Source organism: Pseudovibrio sp. POLY-S9 (assembly GCF_001431305.1).
Lineage (GTDB): Bacteria > Pseudomonadota > Alphaproteobacteria > Rhizobiales > Stappiaceae > Pseudovibrio.
In genome coordinates this window covers 7,518-22,591 of the sequence record NZ_LCWX01000167.1, presented here as the reverse complement: position 1 = coordinate 22,591, position 15,074 = coordinate 7,518, and the positions used below count along the sequence as shown (strand labels likewise).

The 15,074-nt window shown below is 51.2% G+C and carries 16 protein-coding genes and 1 pseudogene; 8 read left to right on the top strand and 9 right to left on the bottom strand.

Features of this window, described 5'->3' with window-relative positions; genetic code table 11:
- Positions 1 to 655 (bottom strand): LysR family transcriptional regulator (locus PPL9_RS17290; protein ID WP_208989440.1); only part of this gene is annotated, 655 nt, incomplete at its 3' end.
- A gap of 121 nt (positions 656 to 776) precedes the next feature.
- On the opposite strand from PPL9_RS17290, the gene PPL9_RS17285 reads away from it, so the two are divergent.
- The gene (locus PPL9_RS17285) at positions 777 to 1,499 is read left to right on the top strand and encodes an SDR family oxidoreductase (RefSeq protein WP_057463873.1); all 723 of its coding nucleotides are present in this window, start codon (positions 777 to 779) and stop codon (positions 1,497 to 1,499) included.
- Positions 1,500 to 1,587: 88 nt separating this feature from the next.
- Here PPL9_RS17285 and PPL9_RS17280 read toward each other — a convergent pair whose 3' ends face one another.
- Positions 1,588 to 2,826 carry a serine hydrolase gene (locus PPL9_RS17280; protein WP_057463872.1) on the bottom strand — a complete coding sequence of 413 codons (1,239 nt, stop codon included), beginning with the start codon at positions 2,824 to 2,826 and terminating at the stop codon, positions 1,588 to 1,590.
- A 214-nt stretch (positions 2,827 to 3,040) separates the two neighbouring features.
- On the opposite strand from PPL9_RS17280, the gene PPL9_RS17275 reads away from it, so the two are divergent.
- Positions 3,041 to 3,394, top strand: a complete 354-nt coding sequence (locus PPL9_RS17275; protein ID WP_057463871.1) for a hypothetical protein — start codon at positions 3,041 to 3,043, stop codon at positions 3,392 to 3,394.
- A 29-nt stretch (positions 3,395 to 3,423) separates the two neighbouring features.
- Here the strand turns inward: PPL9_RS17275 and PPL9_RS17270 are convergent, their stop codons facing one another.
- The gene (locus PPL9_RS17270) at positions 3,424 to 4,275 is read right to left on the bottom strand and encodes an AraC family transcriptional regulator (RefSeq protein WP_057463870.1); all 852 of its coding nucleotides are present in this window, start codon (positions 4,273 to 4,275) and stop codon (positions 3,424 to 3,426) included.
- Positions 4,276 to 4,652: 377 nt separating this feature from the next.
- Between PPL9_RS17270 and PPL9_RS17265 the strand changes: the two genes are divergently transcribed.
- Positions 4,653 to 5,489: a ferredoxin--NADP reductase gene (locus PPL9_RS17265; protein WP_063287820.1), complete on the top strand. Its 837-nt coding sequence runs from the start codon at positions 4,653 to 4,655 to the stop codon at positions 5,487 to 5,489.
- A gap of 74 nt (positions 5,490 to 5,563) precedes the next feature.
- Here PPL9_RS17265 and PPL9_RS17260 read toward each other — a convergent pair whose 3' ends face one another.
- The gene (locus tag PPL9_RS17260) at positions 5,564 to 6,724 is read right to left on the bottom strand and encodes an SRPBCC family protein (protein ID WP_057463869.1); all 1,161 of its coding nucleotides are present in this window, start codon (positions 6,722 to 6,724) and stop codon (positions 5,564 to 5,566) included.
- Positions 6,725 to 6,815: 91 nt separating this feature from the next.
- Here PPL9_RS17260 and PPL9_RS17255 point away from each other — a divergent pair, with 91 nt between their 5' ends.
- Positions 6,816 to 7,409, top strand: coding sequence for a TetR/AcrR family transcriptional regulator (locus PPL9_RS17255; protein ID WP_057463877.1), 594 nt, complete (start codon positions 6,816 to 6,818; stop codon positions 7,407 to 7,409).
- Here the strand turns inward: PPL9_RS17255 and PPL9_RS17250 are convergent.
- Positions 7,406 to 9,187, bottom strand: a complete 1,782-nt coding sequence (locus PPL9_RS17250) for an ABC-F family ATP-binding cassette domain-containing protein (protein ID WP_057463868.1) — start codon at positions 9,185 to 9,187, stop codon at positions 7,406 to 7,408. The two genes, PPL9_RS17255 and PPL9_RS17250, sit on opposite strands and share 4 nt — an antisense overlap.
- 288 nt (positions 9,188 to 9,475) lie before the next feature.
- Here PPL9_RS17250 and PPL9_RS17245 point away from each other — a divergent pair, with 288 nt between their 5' ends.
- The gene (locus tag PPL9_RS17245) at positions 9,476 to 9,709 is read left to right on the top strand and encodes a hypothetical protein (protein ID WP_057463876.1); all 234 of its coding nucleotides are present in this window, start codon (positions 9,476 to 9,478) and stop codon (positions 9,707 to 9,709) included.
- An 8-nt stretch (positions 9,710 to 9,717) separates the two neighbouring features.
- Here PPL9_RS17245 and PPL9_RS17240 read toward each other — a convergent pair whose 3' ends face one another.
- Complete coding sequence (locus tag PPL9_RS17240; protein WP_057463867.1) at positions 9,718 to 10,284, bottom strand: invasion associated locus B family protein; 567 nt, start codon at positions 10,282 to 10,284, stop codon at positions 9,718 to 9,720.
- Between the two features lie 130 nt (positions 10,285 to 10,414).
- Between PPL9_RS17240 and PPL9_RS17235 the strand changes: the two genes are divergently transcribed.
- Both PPL9_RS17235 and PPL9_RS17230 read left to right on the top strand, forming a co-directional pair.
- The gene (locus PPL9_RS17235) at positions 10,415 to 10,768 is read left to right on the top strand and encodes a VOC family protein (RefSeq protein WP_057463866.1); all 354 of its coding nucleotides are present in this window, start codon (positions 10,415 to 10,417) and stop codon (positions 10,766 to 10,768) included.
- A gap of 112 nt (positions 10,769 to 10,880) precedes the next feature.
- Positions 10,881 to 11,267 carry a hypothetical protein gene (locus tag PPL9_RS17230; protein ID WP_057463865.1) on the top strand — a complete coding sequence of 129 codons (387 nt, stop codon included), beginning with the start codon at positions 10,881 to 10,883 and terminating at the stop codon, positions 11,265 to 11,267.
- Between the two features lie 29 nt (positions 11,268 to 11,296).
- Here PPL9_RS17230 and PPL9_RS17225 read toward each other — a convergent pair whose 3' ends face one another.
- The gene (locus PPL9_RS17225) at positions 11,297 to 12,559 is read right to left on the bottom strand and encodes a multidrug effflux MFS transporter (RefSeq protein WP_057463864.1); all 1,263 of its coding nucleotides are present in this window, start codon (positions 12,557 to 12,559) and stop codon (positions 11,297 to 11,299) included.
- A 301-nt stretch (positions 12,560 to 12,860) separates the two neighbouring features.
- Between PPL9_RS17225 and PPL9_RS17220 the strand changes: the two genes are divergently transcribed.
- Positions 12,861 to 14,102 (top strand): glycosyltransferase family 39 protein, encoded by a 1,242-nt coding sequence (locus PPL9_RS17220; protein ID WP_057463863.1) that lies wholly within the window; start codon positions 12,861 to 12,863, stop codon positions 14,100 to 14,102.
- A gap of 8 nt (positions 14,103 to 14,110) precedes the next feature.
- Here PPL9_RS17220 and PPL9_RS17215 read toward each other — a convergent pair whose 3' ends face one another.
- Together PPL9_RS17215 and PPL9_RS17210 are read right to left on the bottom strand one after the other, a co-directional pair.
- Positions 14,111 to 14,560: a GtrA family protein gene (locus PPL9_RS17215; RefSeq protein WP_057463862.1), complete on the bottom strand. Its 450-nt coding sequence runs from the start codon at positions 14,558 to 14,560 to the stop codon at positions 14,111 to 14,113.
- Positions 14,560 to 15,074: pseudogene (locus PPL9_RS17210) on the bottom strand (prenyltransferase); the annotation flags it as partial. The pseudogene PPL9_RS17210 and the gene PPL9_RS17215, both read right to left, overlap by 1 nt.

The window sequence follows — 15,074 nt, the reverse complement described above, 5'->3', positions numbered from 1 at the left end:
TCTGGAATCCCTTTTCCGCCTGCACCACAATGCGCTCTTGTCCGCGCGTGAAAATCCATTCCTGCACACTGCCGGAAATGAAAGGTAGACCTTTGAGATCAGAAGGGTGGCGGATTTTGGAATGAGCTGACACAAAGGACGGGGACGCCACATAGCGGGTTGTGATGGTGTGCAGCTTGCGGGCAATCAGGGTGCTGTCTTCTAAATCTCCCATCCGCAACACAAGATCGTAGTCGGTCTCCAGCAAGTCTTCCCGAATGCTGGAAAAATCCAGTTTCACCTCAATCCCCGGATTGGCGTGCTGATACTCAATCACCAGCGGTGCAATCAGCTCCTCTCCAATCAAACCGCCCACAGCGTTCATACGAATGGGGCCCGTGAGGCTGTCCGTCGCCTGCGATGCCAAATCAGATGCATCTTCAATCTGCTTCACGCCGGTGCGGCACATTTCATAGTAACGCTCACCAATTTCAGTCAGGCGCAGTTTGCGGGTGGTTCTAAACAGCAGCTGCACATCCAGCTGCTCCTCCAACTGGCTCACCTGTTGGCTTAAGCTTGCTTTTGAAAGACCCGTTTCATCAGAGGCTAAGGTAAAACTGCCATGTTCTGCCACAGCCAGAAACGAGCGAAGGCCATTCCAGTAGATATTGTTCATTTCAGCCTAACAATCATTTCGTATTACCCATATTTATCAGCGTGATCATTTTTGTACAATTGCCGCAACACAACGCAAGTTCATCTTGCTCAAGAAAAAGCTAACTAGGCAGGAAAACAAAATGACAAAGCCACTTATCATTATCACTGGCGCAAGTTCCGGCATTGGTGCAGCGATTGCGAAGTCTTTCAGCGCAGCTGGCCACCCACTTCTTCTGCTTGCTCGCCGGGTTGAGCAGATGGAAGCTCTCGGTCTTCCAAACACACTGTGCCGCGGCGTTGACGTCACCAGCCGTGAGCAGCTGATTGCAGCTGTTAAGGAAGCTGAAGACAAGTTCGGCCCTGCAGACGCACTCGTCAACAATGCTGGCTGCATGCTGCTGGGTGATCTGTCCGTTCAGGATCCAACTGAATGGGACCGCATGATCGACCTGAATGTGAAGGGTGTTCTCAATGGCATCCACGCAGTTCTGCCAGGTATGAAAGCGCGCAAGGGCGGCTCCATCATCAACGTCAGCTCCATTGCAGGCCGCAAAACATTCCCGGCACACGCAGCTTACTGCGGCACCAAGTTTGCCGTTCACGCCATCAGCGAAAACCTGCGTGAAGAAGTGGCAGCAGACAACGTGCGCGTCATGACCATTGCTCCGGGCGCTGTGCAGACTGAATTGCTGTCTCACACCACCTCTCAGGACATCATTGATGGTTACGAGCAGTGGAAGAAAGAGATGGGCGGCGTGCTGGACCCACAGAACGTAGCTGACACAGTGATGTTCGTTTACCAGCAGCCACAGAACGTCAACATCCGCGAAGTTCTGCTTGCAGCAACAGGCCAGCCTGCATAACGCAGAGCAACCACGATTTTATAAAAGCCGGCTCTCTCTCAGAGCCGGCTTTTTCTTTGAAGCGAATTCTTATCAATCAGAATGCGTTTTAAGAGTTCGGCACGTCGCTCAAATGACGGGCAATCGCCTGAAACAGCGCGATCGACTTCATCTTCACCATCTCCTTATCGCGTTGATAAGAAGGATAGGTCGAGGTTTTGGCGATCACCACATTTCGAGCCGGGTTGATGTAGAGGAACTGGCCGTGAATGCCGATTGCGGTGAAGTCACCCTGATCAGAGTCCAGCGGCAGCCACCATTGGTATTTATAGCCAAGCGGTGAGGGGCTCTGCGGATTGTTGTAGCCGGGCATCAAGCGCGGCTCGTCCGGCGTGACCGATGTGTTGATCCACTCTTCCGACACGATGCGCTCGCCTTTGTGGTTCAAACCACCACGCTCAAGCACCATTCCCACACGCAGCATATCACGCAGGCGAATGTTCACCCCGCCAAAGACAACCGGTTCACCTTCCTGATCCACCATGATTTCAGCGGAGGATTCAGCGCCAATCCTGGACCAGAGCTTCTCGTTGAACCATTCTTTGTAGGGTTTGCCGGTCGCCCCACGCAGCACCCAGCCCACAACATGCGTATCAATGGAGGAATAGCGATTGTAAGTTCCGGGCTCCAGCTCACGCGGCACATCCTTGGTGAACTCATCCTGAGAGCCCAGCAGGATTGCGACAACAGACTGGACGATGTCTGAATTCAGATCAGCGTAGTTCTCATTCCAGCGGACACCCGACGACATTTCCAGCACGTCTTTCAGACGAACATCGTCATAAGCCGTACCCTTGAGCTCCGGCACATACTTGACGACCTGATCATCCACACTCTCAATATGCCCTTCATCCAGCGCCACTCCAACAAGAATGGAGGCCATGGATTTGGAGACGGACATCTGAATAGCATGAGTCTCAGCGGTGTTCCCGCGATCATAATACTCATGAATCAGCTTACCATTGTGCATGATGGCAAGGCCGGTGGTGTGAGAATCCAGAATGTAATCTGCTGTAGAGGCTGCTTCGCCCTTATACATAAAGGTCGCTGGCATCGGTGATGCCTGATGCGCCCGCGGCAACTCATAGGTCTCATCTGGCGCTTTCACCGAGGTACTGGAATACTCTTTGTAAAGCGACCTGAATTTCTGATCGATGTTCTCAGGTTTGAATGCATCCGCATAAGCCATCACGGCACGGATCTCGGCAATATCTTGCCGGAAGTAAAAAGCACCCACAGCAAGCAACAGCACAACGGCCAGAACACCCCAGCCAATCTTCTTCAACATGACGTCCCCCCATTCGCGGTGAAAGGTCAAAACCTCCAGAGCGAACCCAAACCTTACGCATAGGTTAATCGCTTGTAAAGCGAGCCGATGGCAACTTAAGAGCGGTGTATTACCCAATTAAACGCAATTAAAACATAAGCGCTCACACAACCTTTGCGGGTTTCCTGTTTAATGGCCGCGACCTTCTTTTCTCCGAGTGGTGGGAGCAACTGGTATGCAGACAAAAGCAAAAACAACCCTTCTTGCACTGAGTTTCCTCTTTTTTTCAGCAGGTTACGGCCTCGCGCAAATCAACAACTTTGCGGATGACCCGGTCGCAAACGAAAACGCCAATCCCCTAAAGTCAGAATACCCCGATATCGTGAGCCCGGTTTCTGATTGTCCCGATATTGCAGAAAAATACCGCACAGGCGGCGCTGGTTCCGATCCACTGGGATACCCGCCGAATTTTGGTTTCACCAACATGTCCTCCGCAGATCAGGAGGCTTGCATCAAGGAAATCAACAAGGATGGCAACATCAATGAGAAGCAGGAAACCCAGGAAGAGGACAATATCCTACAGAATTGAAGACGGGCGTATGCTTCTCTAAGATATTGTTATTGCAGCGGTAAATAGATCTCGACAACGAGATCTTCAGGAGCGGTGTTGGTTGGGCTGTTCCAAAACACCTCATAACACGGGTGGTCCGCGGCCTCTTCACCCGAGTTCGGCAGCCACACCCCATAAAGGTAACAGAAAGCCGCCTGCAAACCTGCATACGGCCCCTGATGACGCAGCACAGCACAGCGTCCAGCTGGAATACTATGTGCTTCAAGTCCCTCAGTATTTTCAAACTGCGGTGGAACAACTGCACCCACACGTGAGCGTAATTCATCTGATGGGACGATTGAAGGATCGTCATAATAAATGCCAACAAACGGCCCACATTTACGAATCACACCACGAGAAGACAGCATTGCCGCCAATTTGCTATACACAACTCCCATGTCAGAATAGGAACCGCGATGGCAAAGGACCTGCAAGCTCTTTTCAGGCACATCTCTAATTTCAACTGGATGCATTGAAAAGATACTGTTTTTCTCGGAGGCAATCTCAGGAGCCGCGCTTTTATTTTCACGGAACTGGCCGGGTGCAACGCCATACTCTCCCTTAAACGCACGAGAAAAACTCTGTGCACTCGGGTAACCATATCTCTCCGCAATCTCGGTAACAGCTTGTTTTGTCTGGATAAGATCTAACGCAGCCCTGTTCAACCGAATGCGACGTATTGAGCTCGCCAGCGTTTCACCGCGCATGCTCTGGAAAACACGATGCCAGTGAAAGCGCGACATGCAGGCGACATCAGCCAAAGCATCAAGGCTTAGATCTCCATCCAGATTTTCATAGATATATTCAAGAACACGCAGCATTCGCTTCTCATAGGCTGCCTTGTTCTGCTCTACTTTCACGTCCCGTTTCCTCTGCCTGTCATCATTTCCTCCCTTACAACACAGAGGGGCTGAACATATCTTGCTATCTTGCTATCTTGACCTTAGAGCAGGCACGCAAAGCTGACTCATGAACAAACTCAAGTCATCTTTACTAGCGACTTGCTTTGAGTAGTTCCACCTATTGCTGCATTCACTTACCAACTCACCTTACACGCTTTCTTTCAGAAACTGACAGTTCTTTGAGCCCCGACGGTGACTTAGTCACTTTCACGAGCAAATTTCTGAAATTTTACTTATAAAACGGTTGCTTTTCGGACCTTGGCTCGGATAAAGCGGAGGCAACAACTGGCCAAGTATCGGGCTATGGCCTAATCAAAACAATCTAAGGATTGCAAATGACCGACGCAGCGTTGGCCCCAGCTCCTGTGCTTGATCAGGAAGCCAAGACCGAATTTCCTATTCCAGCAAACGTATTTGCTGAAAAAGTAGTGTCCGTTAAACACTACACTGACCGCCTGTTTAAATTCCGCATCACGCGCCCAAGCTCTTTCCGTTTCCGCTCTGGCGAGTTTGTCATGATCGGCCTGCCAAATGCTGAGAAGCCGGTTTTCCGCGCATACTCCATTGCAAGCCCATCCTGGGATGAAGAGCTGGAGTTCTTCTCCATTAAAGTTCAGGACGGTCCACTGACTGAACATCTGCAGAAGATTCAGCCAGGCGACACCGTTCTTATGCGTAAGAAGCCGACCGGCACGCTCGTAAATGATGCCCTGATCCCAGGCCGTCGTCTTTACATGTTCTCTACCGGTACAGGCGTTGCGCCGTTCGCATCCTTGATACGTGATCCAGAAACCTATGAGAAGTTTGAGGAAGTTATTCTGACCCAGACTTGCCGCGAAGTGAATGAACTCACCTACGCGAAGGAACTGGTTGAGGAAGTGAAGAACGATCCACTCGTTGGAGAGTTCGCAGCTGGTAAACTGCGCCTGCACACAGCAGCGACCCGTGAGCCATATCCTTGTCAGGAACGCATCACCACTCTGATCGAAAACGGCAAGCTCTTTGAAGACCTTGGCGTGCCAAAGCTTGATTCTGCGATTGACCGCGGCATGATCTGTGGTTCTATGGAAATGATCAACGACACCAAGGCGATCCTTGAAAAGCATGGCCTTGAAGAAGGTTCCAACGCAGCCCCATCCACATTCGTGGTTGAGCGCGCGTTCGTTGGCTAAGCCTTTTGCTTCATAATTTTGCGAGAAGCCCGCTGTTCATTCAGCGGGCTTTTCTTTTGTCTGCACTTTGCGATTTATGCCTCTTTCGTTAATTTCATTGCCTCTTCAAGGACTTGATTAAAGCGATCAAGTGCGCCTTCAAAACGACCGAAAGTCAGATGCGTGTTGGCGCCGGAGGCAAACCCTTGCTGTATCTCTTCGCCCAACTCAAAATCTTCAATGAGGGTCGTTGAGGTGATCGCCTGATTGCGGACCCAATGCTTCTGCATTTCATCAGTTTGCGGCATAGAGTTCGGGACCAGTGTCGCCAATCGGACCCGCGTACGGTCAACGGCCAGCGGTTCACAATGCACCCAAACGATATGATCTTGCTGAACAAGCAGCTGCGTTCCCGGCAAGACAGAGTAGATGATGTTGGCGTGCTCACGAAGTCTCCACTCCTCCTGAGGTCTATCTCTCAGTTCAAACAGAGTGATGCGCGGCAACACGGACCGCATGTTCTCTCCCAACATCTGATAACTGGACAGGTTCTCCGGAAAGTACGGTCCAATTGTTTTGCGATGGGCTACGCGGAAATGATAGGCCTCGATCCCGCCTTCAATCAGCGTCTTCCAATTGGCAGCAATTTCAAAGGTTTCTTCAACCGCAATTCGGTGATCAGCAAGCTCCAGCCAAGACAAGTCATCGGAGAGTGGAGCGAGGCTCTGTTGGATTTCCTGCACATTTGTGGCGTTCGGATCGGCGATAACCCAGATAAAACCATAGGATTCCAGCACTGGAAGTACCTTCAGGCCATATTGAGAGCGATCCAGATCCGGAAAGCCTTGTTGCTCCTGTGGCACCGCTACCAAGTCGCCTTGGTTGGACCATGTCCATGCATGGTACGGGCAGGAAAACCTTTGCTTGCAGCCAGTTTCTTCTCTCACCAGCTTAGCACCACGGTGGCGGCACACGTTGAGGAACGCGTGAGCTTTGCCCCTGGCATCTCTGGTCAGCAGAACAGGCAATCCAGAGACGGATCGACTAAGGAAAGTGTTTGCTTCTGACAGTTCTGCTGATTGTGCGGCGGCGACAGGCTTGCTGCGAAACAAAGCGGTCATTTCCTGAGCAAAGCGATCAGAACAATTGTAACGCATCACCGGGGAGTGCGTGACTTTCTCATCCAAAAACTTTTCATTTCTGGCATCCAAACCAAGCAACTCCGCAATCAAGCTAATTTCTTCATCCCGTGTCATGGCAAATCCTCCACTTACCGATCGGTAAGTATAAACTTACCACTTGGTAAGTTGTCAAATTTATCCTATACAGATGGAAAGGGAGCAGGATTTGGATCAGCACGCAGAAAGCCCCAGAACACGTTACATCACAACGGCAAGCGCGGTCTTCGCACAGAAGGGCTACCACGCTGCAAGCCTCGCAGGCATCGCAGACAGGCTTGGCGTAACCAAACAGGCACTGCTTCATTTCTTTGGCTCTAAGGCTAGGCTTTATGAGGAGGTGCTGAGCGCGCTTTCTGATCGGCTGCTGCGCTCAATCGAAAATGTCGAGGGGACTACGCCAGAAAACAAGCTGCGCACATTCTTCCTCCAACTCTCAGAGGATGCGCTTTGCAATGTGGAGGACACGCAGCTAGTTGCCCGTGCTCTGCTGGACGCCCAGACCACCTCCGAAAACTGGCCTATGAAGCCATTTCTGGATGCACTGGGCGCGCTGGCTCACAAGATGAAGCGATGGTCAAAAGCCTCAGATGCTGAGCTCTTTTGTTGGATTTACCAGCACATCGGTTCAATCCAACATTTTGCTATCTCACAGACCACACTCAAGGGCATGTATGGAAAAGAAGCTTTCGACGTGCTGAAGGAGACGCATCAGGCACAACTCCGTGCGGCTCTTGCTGATCTGGAGGAGGACCCAGTTTAGCCTTTCAATTCAAGCCGCTCGTGAATTTGAGCAATCTCATCTTTCCATTGCACTTGCAGGTGAGATGACTGCCGGTTCGGTCGCCGCGACAGATCCGCTTCCATCAGCGTTTCCAACTCAATCAACCGCTCTAGCAGTTCATCTTCCCCGGAATGATCTGTTTCAGGCGCCGTATCCTCAATCCTAGCCTCAACAGCAGGTTGCTCAATGGCAGCAGCTTTGGCAGCTTTCTCCTGAACGTCTGCGATCAAGGCATACGCGGCATCCACATCATTGACTTCCTGCAAACGCTCATTTTGCACGACCCAGAACCGATTGCATGTCGCTTCCACCAGATGCCTGTCGTGCGAAACCAACAAGAAAGAACCGTTAAACGACTGAAGTTGATTAGAAAGCTCATTACGCCCGTAAAGATCCAGATGGTTGGTCGGCTCATCAAGCATCATCAGGTTGGCTTGCACCTGAGACAGTGAGACCAGCAACAGACGCGCGCGCTCACCGCCGCTCAATTGAGAGACTTTCTGCGACAGCTGATTGTACTTGAAGCCGGCTGCAATAATGGTCTTTTCGCAGTCAGGCACCCGCAGATCGACACCAAGAGCTTCTCCAACAGACACCATACCCTCAACCAGATTAGCTTCCCCCGGAAGCTGTTGAAGCGTCTGATCATAAAACGCAATTCGGCATCGAGGATGAACCCGAACATCGCCCGCTTCACTCGTCCGTTTCTCCCAACAGCAGCGCAACAGGCTGGACTTACCCGTCCCGTTCGCTCCCATAACCGCAATCCGGTCACCGGGCCGCACAGCAATGTCATCGACATTGTATAAGAAAACATCCGCCACAGGCGGCGTCACGTTCAAGTCTTTCAGTTGAACCAACCGGTCAGCCTGAATTTGCTCTCCGGCAATAGACAGGTTCCACGGATAAGCCTCGACGGAGTCAGTCTGGTCGTCCTTCATTCGGTCAACCATTTTCTCCATGGACTTGGCTTTGCGAGATAGGTCCTCGTTGTCGTACGTACGTCCCCAATCCGCGAGACGTTTGGCACTTGCCTCAACGCGCTTGATCTCTTTTTCCTCGGAGTCACGCCGGGCAATACGTGCTTGCGTCAAAACTTCATGCTCTGCCAAGGCCTTCGTGCAGGGCAGATCGAAGGCATGCAGTTTGCGATCCTGAAGGATCCAAGTGCGGTTGGTGACGGAATCGAGCAGGGTCGCGTCATGAGAGATCATTAGAAAGCTGCCTTTCCACGATTTTAGGAAGCTTTCAAGCCACATGATTGTTGGCAGGTCCAAGTGGTTGCTAGGCTCATCCAGCAACAACAGGTTCGGCTCAGTCATCAAAGCACGTGCCAGCATGAGGCGTGTCATCTGACCACCGCTGAGATCCTTACAAAGCACTGTGGACTGGTGAGGCTCGAACCCCATTTCCGGCAGCATCACATCCACCTTCCAATCCATCCAGTCGCGCTTATCCTTTGGCAACGCCTCACGAAGAGCCTCTGCCAGCGTCAGTTCCATCAGTTGTTTGGGAAGATGTTGCTCAACACAGGAAACGACAGCAGCACGGGAGACCGAGATGCTGCCCTCGCTAGGCTCACCGCGACCAGCAAGGATGTTGAGAAACGTCGACTTACCGCACCCGTTGTGGCCTACCAGCCCAATCCGGTCGCCTGCATTAAGCCCGAAGGAGAGATTTTCAAACAACACACGCTCAGGCGACTGCTGCCACAGACCACTGCCGGTTATCAATGGATTGCTACTGGACTTCGCCACGGGACCGTGCCTCCCAACACATAAAACACTAGGAAACGGATTAGAGAAAAATTACGCAGCTTCCAAGAGGGCGAGAGGTGTAATACAGCAAGGGCACTTCAACTTAAGGGAGAACAGAGGATTTCACGTCACACATAATCGCAAAAAACAGTGTGAATCCCTTGAATAACCGCTGTAAACTAGGGGATCTTGCTCACATGTGGTTTGCAGAGCTGTTCTACATTGCAGAAAAGACTGATGGCGTGTCACCGCCATAAAATACTGGATTTGAAAGAACAGAAACCTCACATGACGACCTCTATGCAACCCTCATCAAACCCCAAGCAGAGCATTGGAGTGGTGTTCTCAGTTGCCGCATCCGCGCTTGCTCTTACAGCAGCAATTGGCCTTGCCTATCTTGCAGATCCAAACCCGGCTTCAAAGCTGCATCTTGCCAACACTGAAGTCTCACATTGCACAGTTGCGGGCGCTACAGCTGTTTTGGGTCTTCGCGGTGAATGGAACTGCATTGCTGCGCAATGACCACAAGCTTACTTTGAGTTCTGCGCTCGCATCTCGTTGTAGGCTTTTGTAAAACCGGTGGCTGAAAAGTTGATGCCAACCTTTTTGCCTGCTCTGGACATCATCACAAACCGTCCTTGATCTTTTGCAGCTTTCATCGCGTTGATGAAGGCCTCTTCGGTTTTGCCTTCAATCACACAGCCTTGCGCCATACAACGATTGACCCGTGCAACCGCCTGAAAATCACCAATGTTCACGCCAACACCCGGAGCCAAAAGAAAGTCGAGCGGCAATACATATTGCACCATATCGCTCTTTTCTTTCGGACTGTAGGTGAGTGTCATCAGCAAAATATTCTGGCCACTCTCATTATGAACCACACGCTGCTTGATCTGGCAGCTCATGCCATTCACAGCGGGGTCATAGCACTCCAGCATCCAGTCTCCGTGTTGCTGCGTGGTGACCTTGGGACTGCTGGCAACAGCTGCATCGCCTTTGGGGGCTGATTGAGCAAAGCCCGGCGTAGCACCAAGAAAAGCAACAACTCCCAGAGCAAGAGCTGCAATTGTACGAAGGGGAAAACCAAAAATCTTCATTTGAATATCTTGCTTGCAACTATAACGATAGGACTGAGTTATCTATCTCACCAATCTAGTTTTGTTGCAATATTGGAGATTTGCGGGAGGCCTTTGGGAAAGAGCCCCCTGTTTTCCCTAGGGATTTGAAATTATGAAATCTGGAAAAATCAATTACATCGAATTGCCAGCTGCTGATCTGGAAGCCGTAAAGACATTTTACAGCAATGCACTCGGTTGGACTTTCGAAGATTACGGCCCTGACTACGCTGCTTTCAATGATGGTGACTTCAATGGCGGTTTCTTCAGGGCAGACCTGTCGTCCTCCACCGCAAGCGGTGCGGCGCTTGTTGTGCTTTATGCCGAAGACTTGGAAGCACTGCAGGACACACTGGTGACGAACGGCGCAAAAATCTGCCGAGAGATCTTCACCTTCCCGGGTGGGCGCCGGTTCCATTTTCTTGACCCGAACAACAACGAGCTTGCTGTGTGGTCAGACAAATAACAGGCGAAGGCATCGCTGACCTGCAATATTAGTGGGGGTGAATTGAGGGATTCACCCTTCTCTATGAATAGGCGTAGCTTCCAAGCGAAATCCAGTTTCTCAGGAGATTCGCGTGCGGTTCGCCAAAGCATCAGACGCCGGTCAGTTCAGCCCCCTCAGTTCTAAAGGGGCTTCCCTCGGAGTTCTCATTGCATCTGCAGTGCTCCTCGCCGGATGCCAATCCAATGTTTTTGGACCCGATCCGTCGAACCCTCCTTCTGATGCATATGTTGTTTCTATCGAAACCAAACCATCAGGCGCGCAATGCATCTTGGATGGGTTTGCTGAAAACCTGCACGTGAAAAGCCCCGGCCAACTCGTCATTCCAAAGGAATACAAAGACGCGCAAATCGTGTGCACAAAGGAAGGCCACGAGGAAGTTCGCGATGACTGGTACCCCGGTGCGGGCGTAGAAATGCCGACAGTCTCCTGGGTCAGGACGCTTCCGAAGAAACAGTAGTCCCTGTCTTCTGAATATCTTAGCAGCGCTTAAGCGCTGGCTTCAGCTGAGGTCGTGTTTGACAACGCGATCTTTTCTGCTTTCTGCACCCTTGCGCCAATAACCACCAGTACAAGTGCGATTCCGCCAAAAACACAGAACGCAAAGGACAATGGCAGCAAGGTCTGATCGTAGAAACGGCCCACAATCACAGAGAGGATGAGCGCAATAAACGTGGTGGTCGCGCCAACCAACGTTGCAGCCAGGCCAGCGATATGCCCGAGAGGCTCCATGGACATGGCGTTCAGATTTCCGTTCAACATCGGCTGACAAAAGAATGCCAGCGAAAGATAGGTCATGAACAACCACAGATCAGGCGTGGTATCAATGAGGAGCAGATACATCGCAAAGCTGAGGCTGGTGACAATCTGAATTGTCAGCGCAGCACGGCACATGTTCTGCAAGCCGATACGTCTGACAATACGGCCATTGACGATGGACGCCATGCCAAACACAACGGCAATTCCGGAGAAATAGAGCGGGAATGTTTCGTGGACGTTGAAAATATCTGCAAACATCGGCTGAGCGGTACTCAGATATGTCATCATTGTACCAAAAACAAAGCCTGAAGCCGCTGTATAGTACAGCGTCGCCTTATGGCTTACGACTTCTTCAAGACCTTCCCAAAGCACCCTGGGCGTGATTACCCGGCGGTTTTCCGGTTTCAGTGTTTCCGGCTGACGCATTGCCAGCCAGATGCAGCCAACAGACGCCATAATCAGCATGATGACAAAGATCGCCCGCCATCCCGCAGCAAACAGGATGCCTTGACCAATCAACGGTGCTAATGTGGGCACAATAATAAACACTGCTGTTACAAACGACAGGATGCGCGCCATTTCCGCGCCGACATACTTGTCGCGAACAATCGCCATAACGACCGTACGGTGAGCGCTGGCTCCGACACCTTGAAGCAGACGCCCGAAAATCATCATAGGCAATGATGTCGCCGTGGCTACAAGGACGGCACCAATTGCGAAAACAACAGACCCTGCATAAACCGCCGGCTTTCTGCCAAAGCGATCAGAGACGGGGCCAAAAACAAACTGACCCAGGCTTAATCCAAGAAACAGCGCAGAAATGATGAGCTGGACGTTGTTGGAATTTCCGACATTCAAATCTTTGCCGATGACTGAAAACGCTGGCAGCACGGCGTCAATCGAAAGCGCAGTCAAGCTGGTCAACGTAGCCATGAGGGCAACAAATTCAACCGTTCCCAGGCTAGCACCTGCGGTTTTCGGAGAGTCCGTCATCTGGATATTCCTGTTTCAATCCTGGCATAACTGCGGGTTTATTTTTAAAACCCAACACCATGGATCTACCGCGATTGCGGCAAAGTCTGTGGGAGCAACAGCTTTCACCTATCAGGCAACAAACGTGAAATCAAGAAATGAGATGAATTGTAATCAATGACGTTCCTTGAGGGGTTAGCACTGAGAATGTATTTAGTGCGGTTCCTTTTGCCAGAACTTCGCATCAATTTAGGTCCTCTTATGCGCCTTAAGAAGACACTAGGATTCTTGATGTTATTACTCTCCCATATTTGGGGGTATTATGATTTCGATTGACCGTTTTAGAGGCGCACTCCTCACAACAATTCTTGCTAGTTTGGTTTCCATTCTTCTGGCAGTCATTGTTTTTCGCATGATTGGGGAGCAGCCAGAAAGTAACTCTTACGCCTTGCTTGCGGAGGCTTTTTTGCAAGGCCGCTTTGAGGCTTCGCGCTGCTTTGACCTGGACTGTGCGCTTTTCGAAGACAAGATCTTTGTCATATTCCCCCCCGTACCAGCCTTGATCGCTCTGCCATTTGTAGCGCTGTTTGGTGTAGAGTTTCATCACTTTATTGCTCTGGGACTGATTTGCTTTTTCATTACCGGCTTGGTGTGGTGGCAAATTACGCGCAACTACCAGACGGACTACCGACTGGCTCTATTGCTTGTCGCAGCTTTTCTTTTTGCAACACCGCTGCAATACACCGTGCTCCGTGCTGATGGTGTCTGGTTCTTTGCACAAGCCGTCGCTGCGATGTTGACGTCACTGGCACTCTGGTCAGCGCTCATCAAGAGAAATGCTTGGCTTGTGGGATTGTTTATCGGTCTCGCATTCCTCACCCGGCAGATGAGCATTCTTTACATGCCGTTCTTTTTTGTTCTGATGACGCCACCGGACAGGTCCATCTTTGCAATCAATGCTGAGAGTATTGGGCGTCTGCTCAAACTCGCAGTCTTTCCTGCAATCGCAATAGGCATCTACTTTGCTTACAATTACGCCCGCTTCGGCGATCCTATGCAAACTGGGTATGCGTACATCTTCCCGCCAGAATGGGATGCTCTGGGTGATCCATCTGCGTCATGGATTGAGGATCGTGTTCAAGAGCTGGGCTTGTTCCATCGGGATTATCTGCTCTTCAACCTGATCCACTTCTTCGTGCAAGGGCCGGATGTAGAGTTTTCAGGCAAATACCTGACGCAGATGAGCGGCTTTGGCGACAAGGGTATAGCGCTCTTCATCGGCGCCCCGTTCCTGCTTTACTTCTTCCTCGCAAAATGGAACCGGGAATACCTTTTTGCGGGGTTGACAATCGCTCTCATCGCAGGAGTGACACTGTTCTACCACTCCAACGGCTTCTCTCAGTATTCCGTGCAGCGCTACGTGCTGGACTGGCTCCCGCTCATGATGCTCTTCGTTGTGCGCACCGTGCGACAAGACAACATGGGGATCTTCGCGATGCTTGTGGTGCAAGCCTTGTTTCTCAACGTCGCCATGCAAGCGCTTGCTTTTGCGGCAAACGGTTGAGCCAGGTTCTATCGGGCTTTGCGGAAAGTGATCACCTTATGACCCAGATAGTTCGTCACCGCTCCAACCGCGATGGCAAAACCATGTGCGAGTGCTTGCGCGATAAAGAGCGGCAGGGTTGTCATGAGCATTGCATTTAAACCAACAGACAGCCCAAGCACGATGAGAGCAGAGAACAGGTTCACCCCAAGAAAGATCAGTACCTGTCGTTTGATGCTCTCGGGTTTCTGCGCCCCTACAAACACAAAATGCTTATAGAGCGTGTATCCAACACTCATTCCAATGAAATAAGCCAGCAACACCGCCAGCCAGAACGGCATGAACACAGACAGTGCAATCCGCAACAGCCAGTTTACAAAAGCAGCAAGACCACCAGCTAACAAAAAGCGGATGATCTGCCTGAACTCTGGGCTGGTGTCATAAGAAGATTTCAGCGCGGCAATGCGAGCGGCAACCATCAGATCAAATAGCCTCCGAACCAGGCAAACAAGAACAGAATGGCCAGAATACCGCCGAGCGCGAGACTCTGTTTGTCCTTCAATGCGAAGACCACGGGGTCATCGTTCAGTTCCAGTCTCTGGCATTTCAGCCAGACACGACCAAGCCAAAGAAACAGAATGGGTGGCATGCCCCACAAAAGCACAGATGCAGAATAAAAGTTTGCGTTGAATGCTTCATTGGTCAGGTAAAGCACCATAACCAGCGTTGCTGCCAATCCACTTGCCGAGCCGAGGGCAAGGAGCACCGGCAAATCTCTGTTTCGATACCCACGCCCAGACATCTCCCCATTTGTACCAGCCTCCACATGGCGACCCAGCTCCGTATGGCGTTTTGCCAAAGACAGCGAGAGGAACAAATACATGGAGAAGACAAAGAGCCAGGGGGAGGGCGGCACGTCAACCAACGTCACACCAACCCCAAGACGCATTGTGAACAGCACCGCCAGCACAGCCGTGTCGAGCAAAGGTACCC

What these genes read in the sequence shown, in the direction of transcription:
- PPL9_RS17215 (WP_057463862.1), bottom strand. Translation starts at nt 14,560, where the DNA reads ATGGTTGCCGCTCGCATTGCCGCGCTGAAATCTTCTTATGACACCAGC.
- PPL9_RS17245 (WP_057463876.1), top strand. Translation starts at nt 9,476, where the DNA reads ATGACGACCTCTATGCAACCCTCATCAAACCCCAAGCAGAGCATTGGA.
- PPL9_RS17275 (WP_057463871.1), top strand. Translation starts at nt 3,041, where the DNA reads ATGCAGACAAAAGCAAAAACAACCCTTCTTGCACTGAGTTTCCTCTTT.
- PPL9_RS17220 (WP_057463863.1), top strand. Translation starts at nt 12,861, where the DNA reads ATGATTTCGATTGACCGTTTTAGAGGCGCACTCCTCACAACAATTCTT.
- PPL9_RS17225 (WP_057463864.1), bottom strand. Translation starts at nt 12,559, where the DNA reads ATGACGGACTCTCCGAAAACCGCAGGTGCTAGCCTGGGAACGGTTGAA.
- PPL9_RS17260 (WP_057463869.1), bottom strand. Translation starts at nt 6,724, where the DNA reads ATGACACGGGATGAAGAAATTAGCTTGATTGCGGAGTTGCTTGGTTTG.
- PPL9_RS17285 (WP_057463873.1), top strand. Translation starts at nt 777, where the DNA reads ATGACAAAGCCACTTATCATTATCACTGGCGCAAGTTCCGGCATTGGT.
- PPL9_RS17240 (WP_057463867.1), bottom strand. Translation starts at nt 10,284, where the DNA reads ATGAAGATTTTTGGTTTTCCCCTTCGTACAATTGCAGCTCTTGCTCTG.
- PPL9_RS17265 (WP_063287820.1), top strand. Translation starts at nt 4,653, where the DNA reads ATGACCGACGCAGCGTTGGCCCCAGCTCCTGTGCTTGATCAGGAAGCC.
- PPL9_RS17280 (WP_057463872.1), bottom strand. Translation starts at nt 2,826, where the DNA reads ATGTTGAAGAAGATTGGCTGGGGTGTTCTGGCCGTTGTGCTGTTGCTT.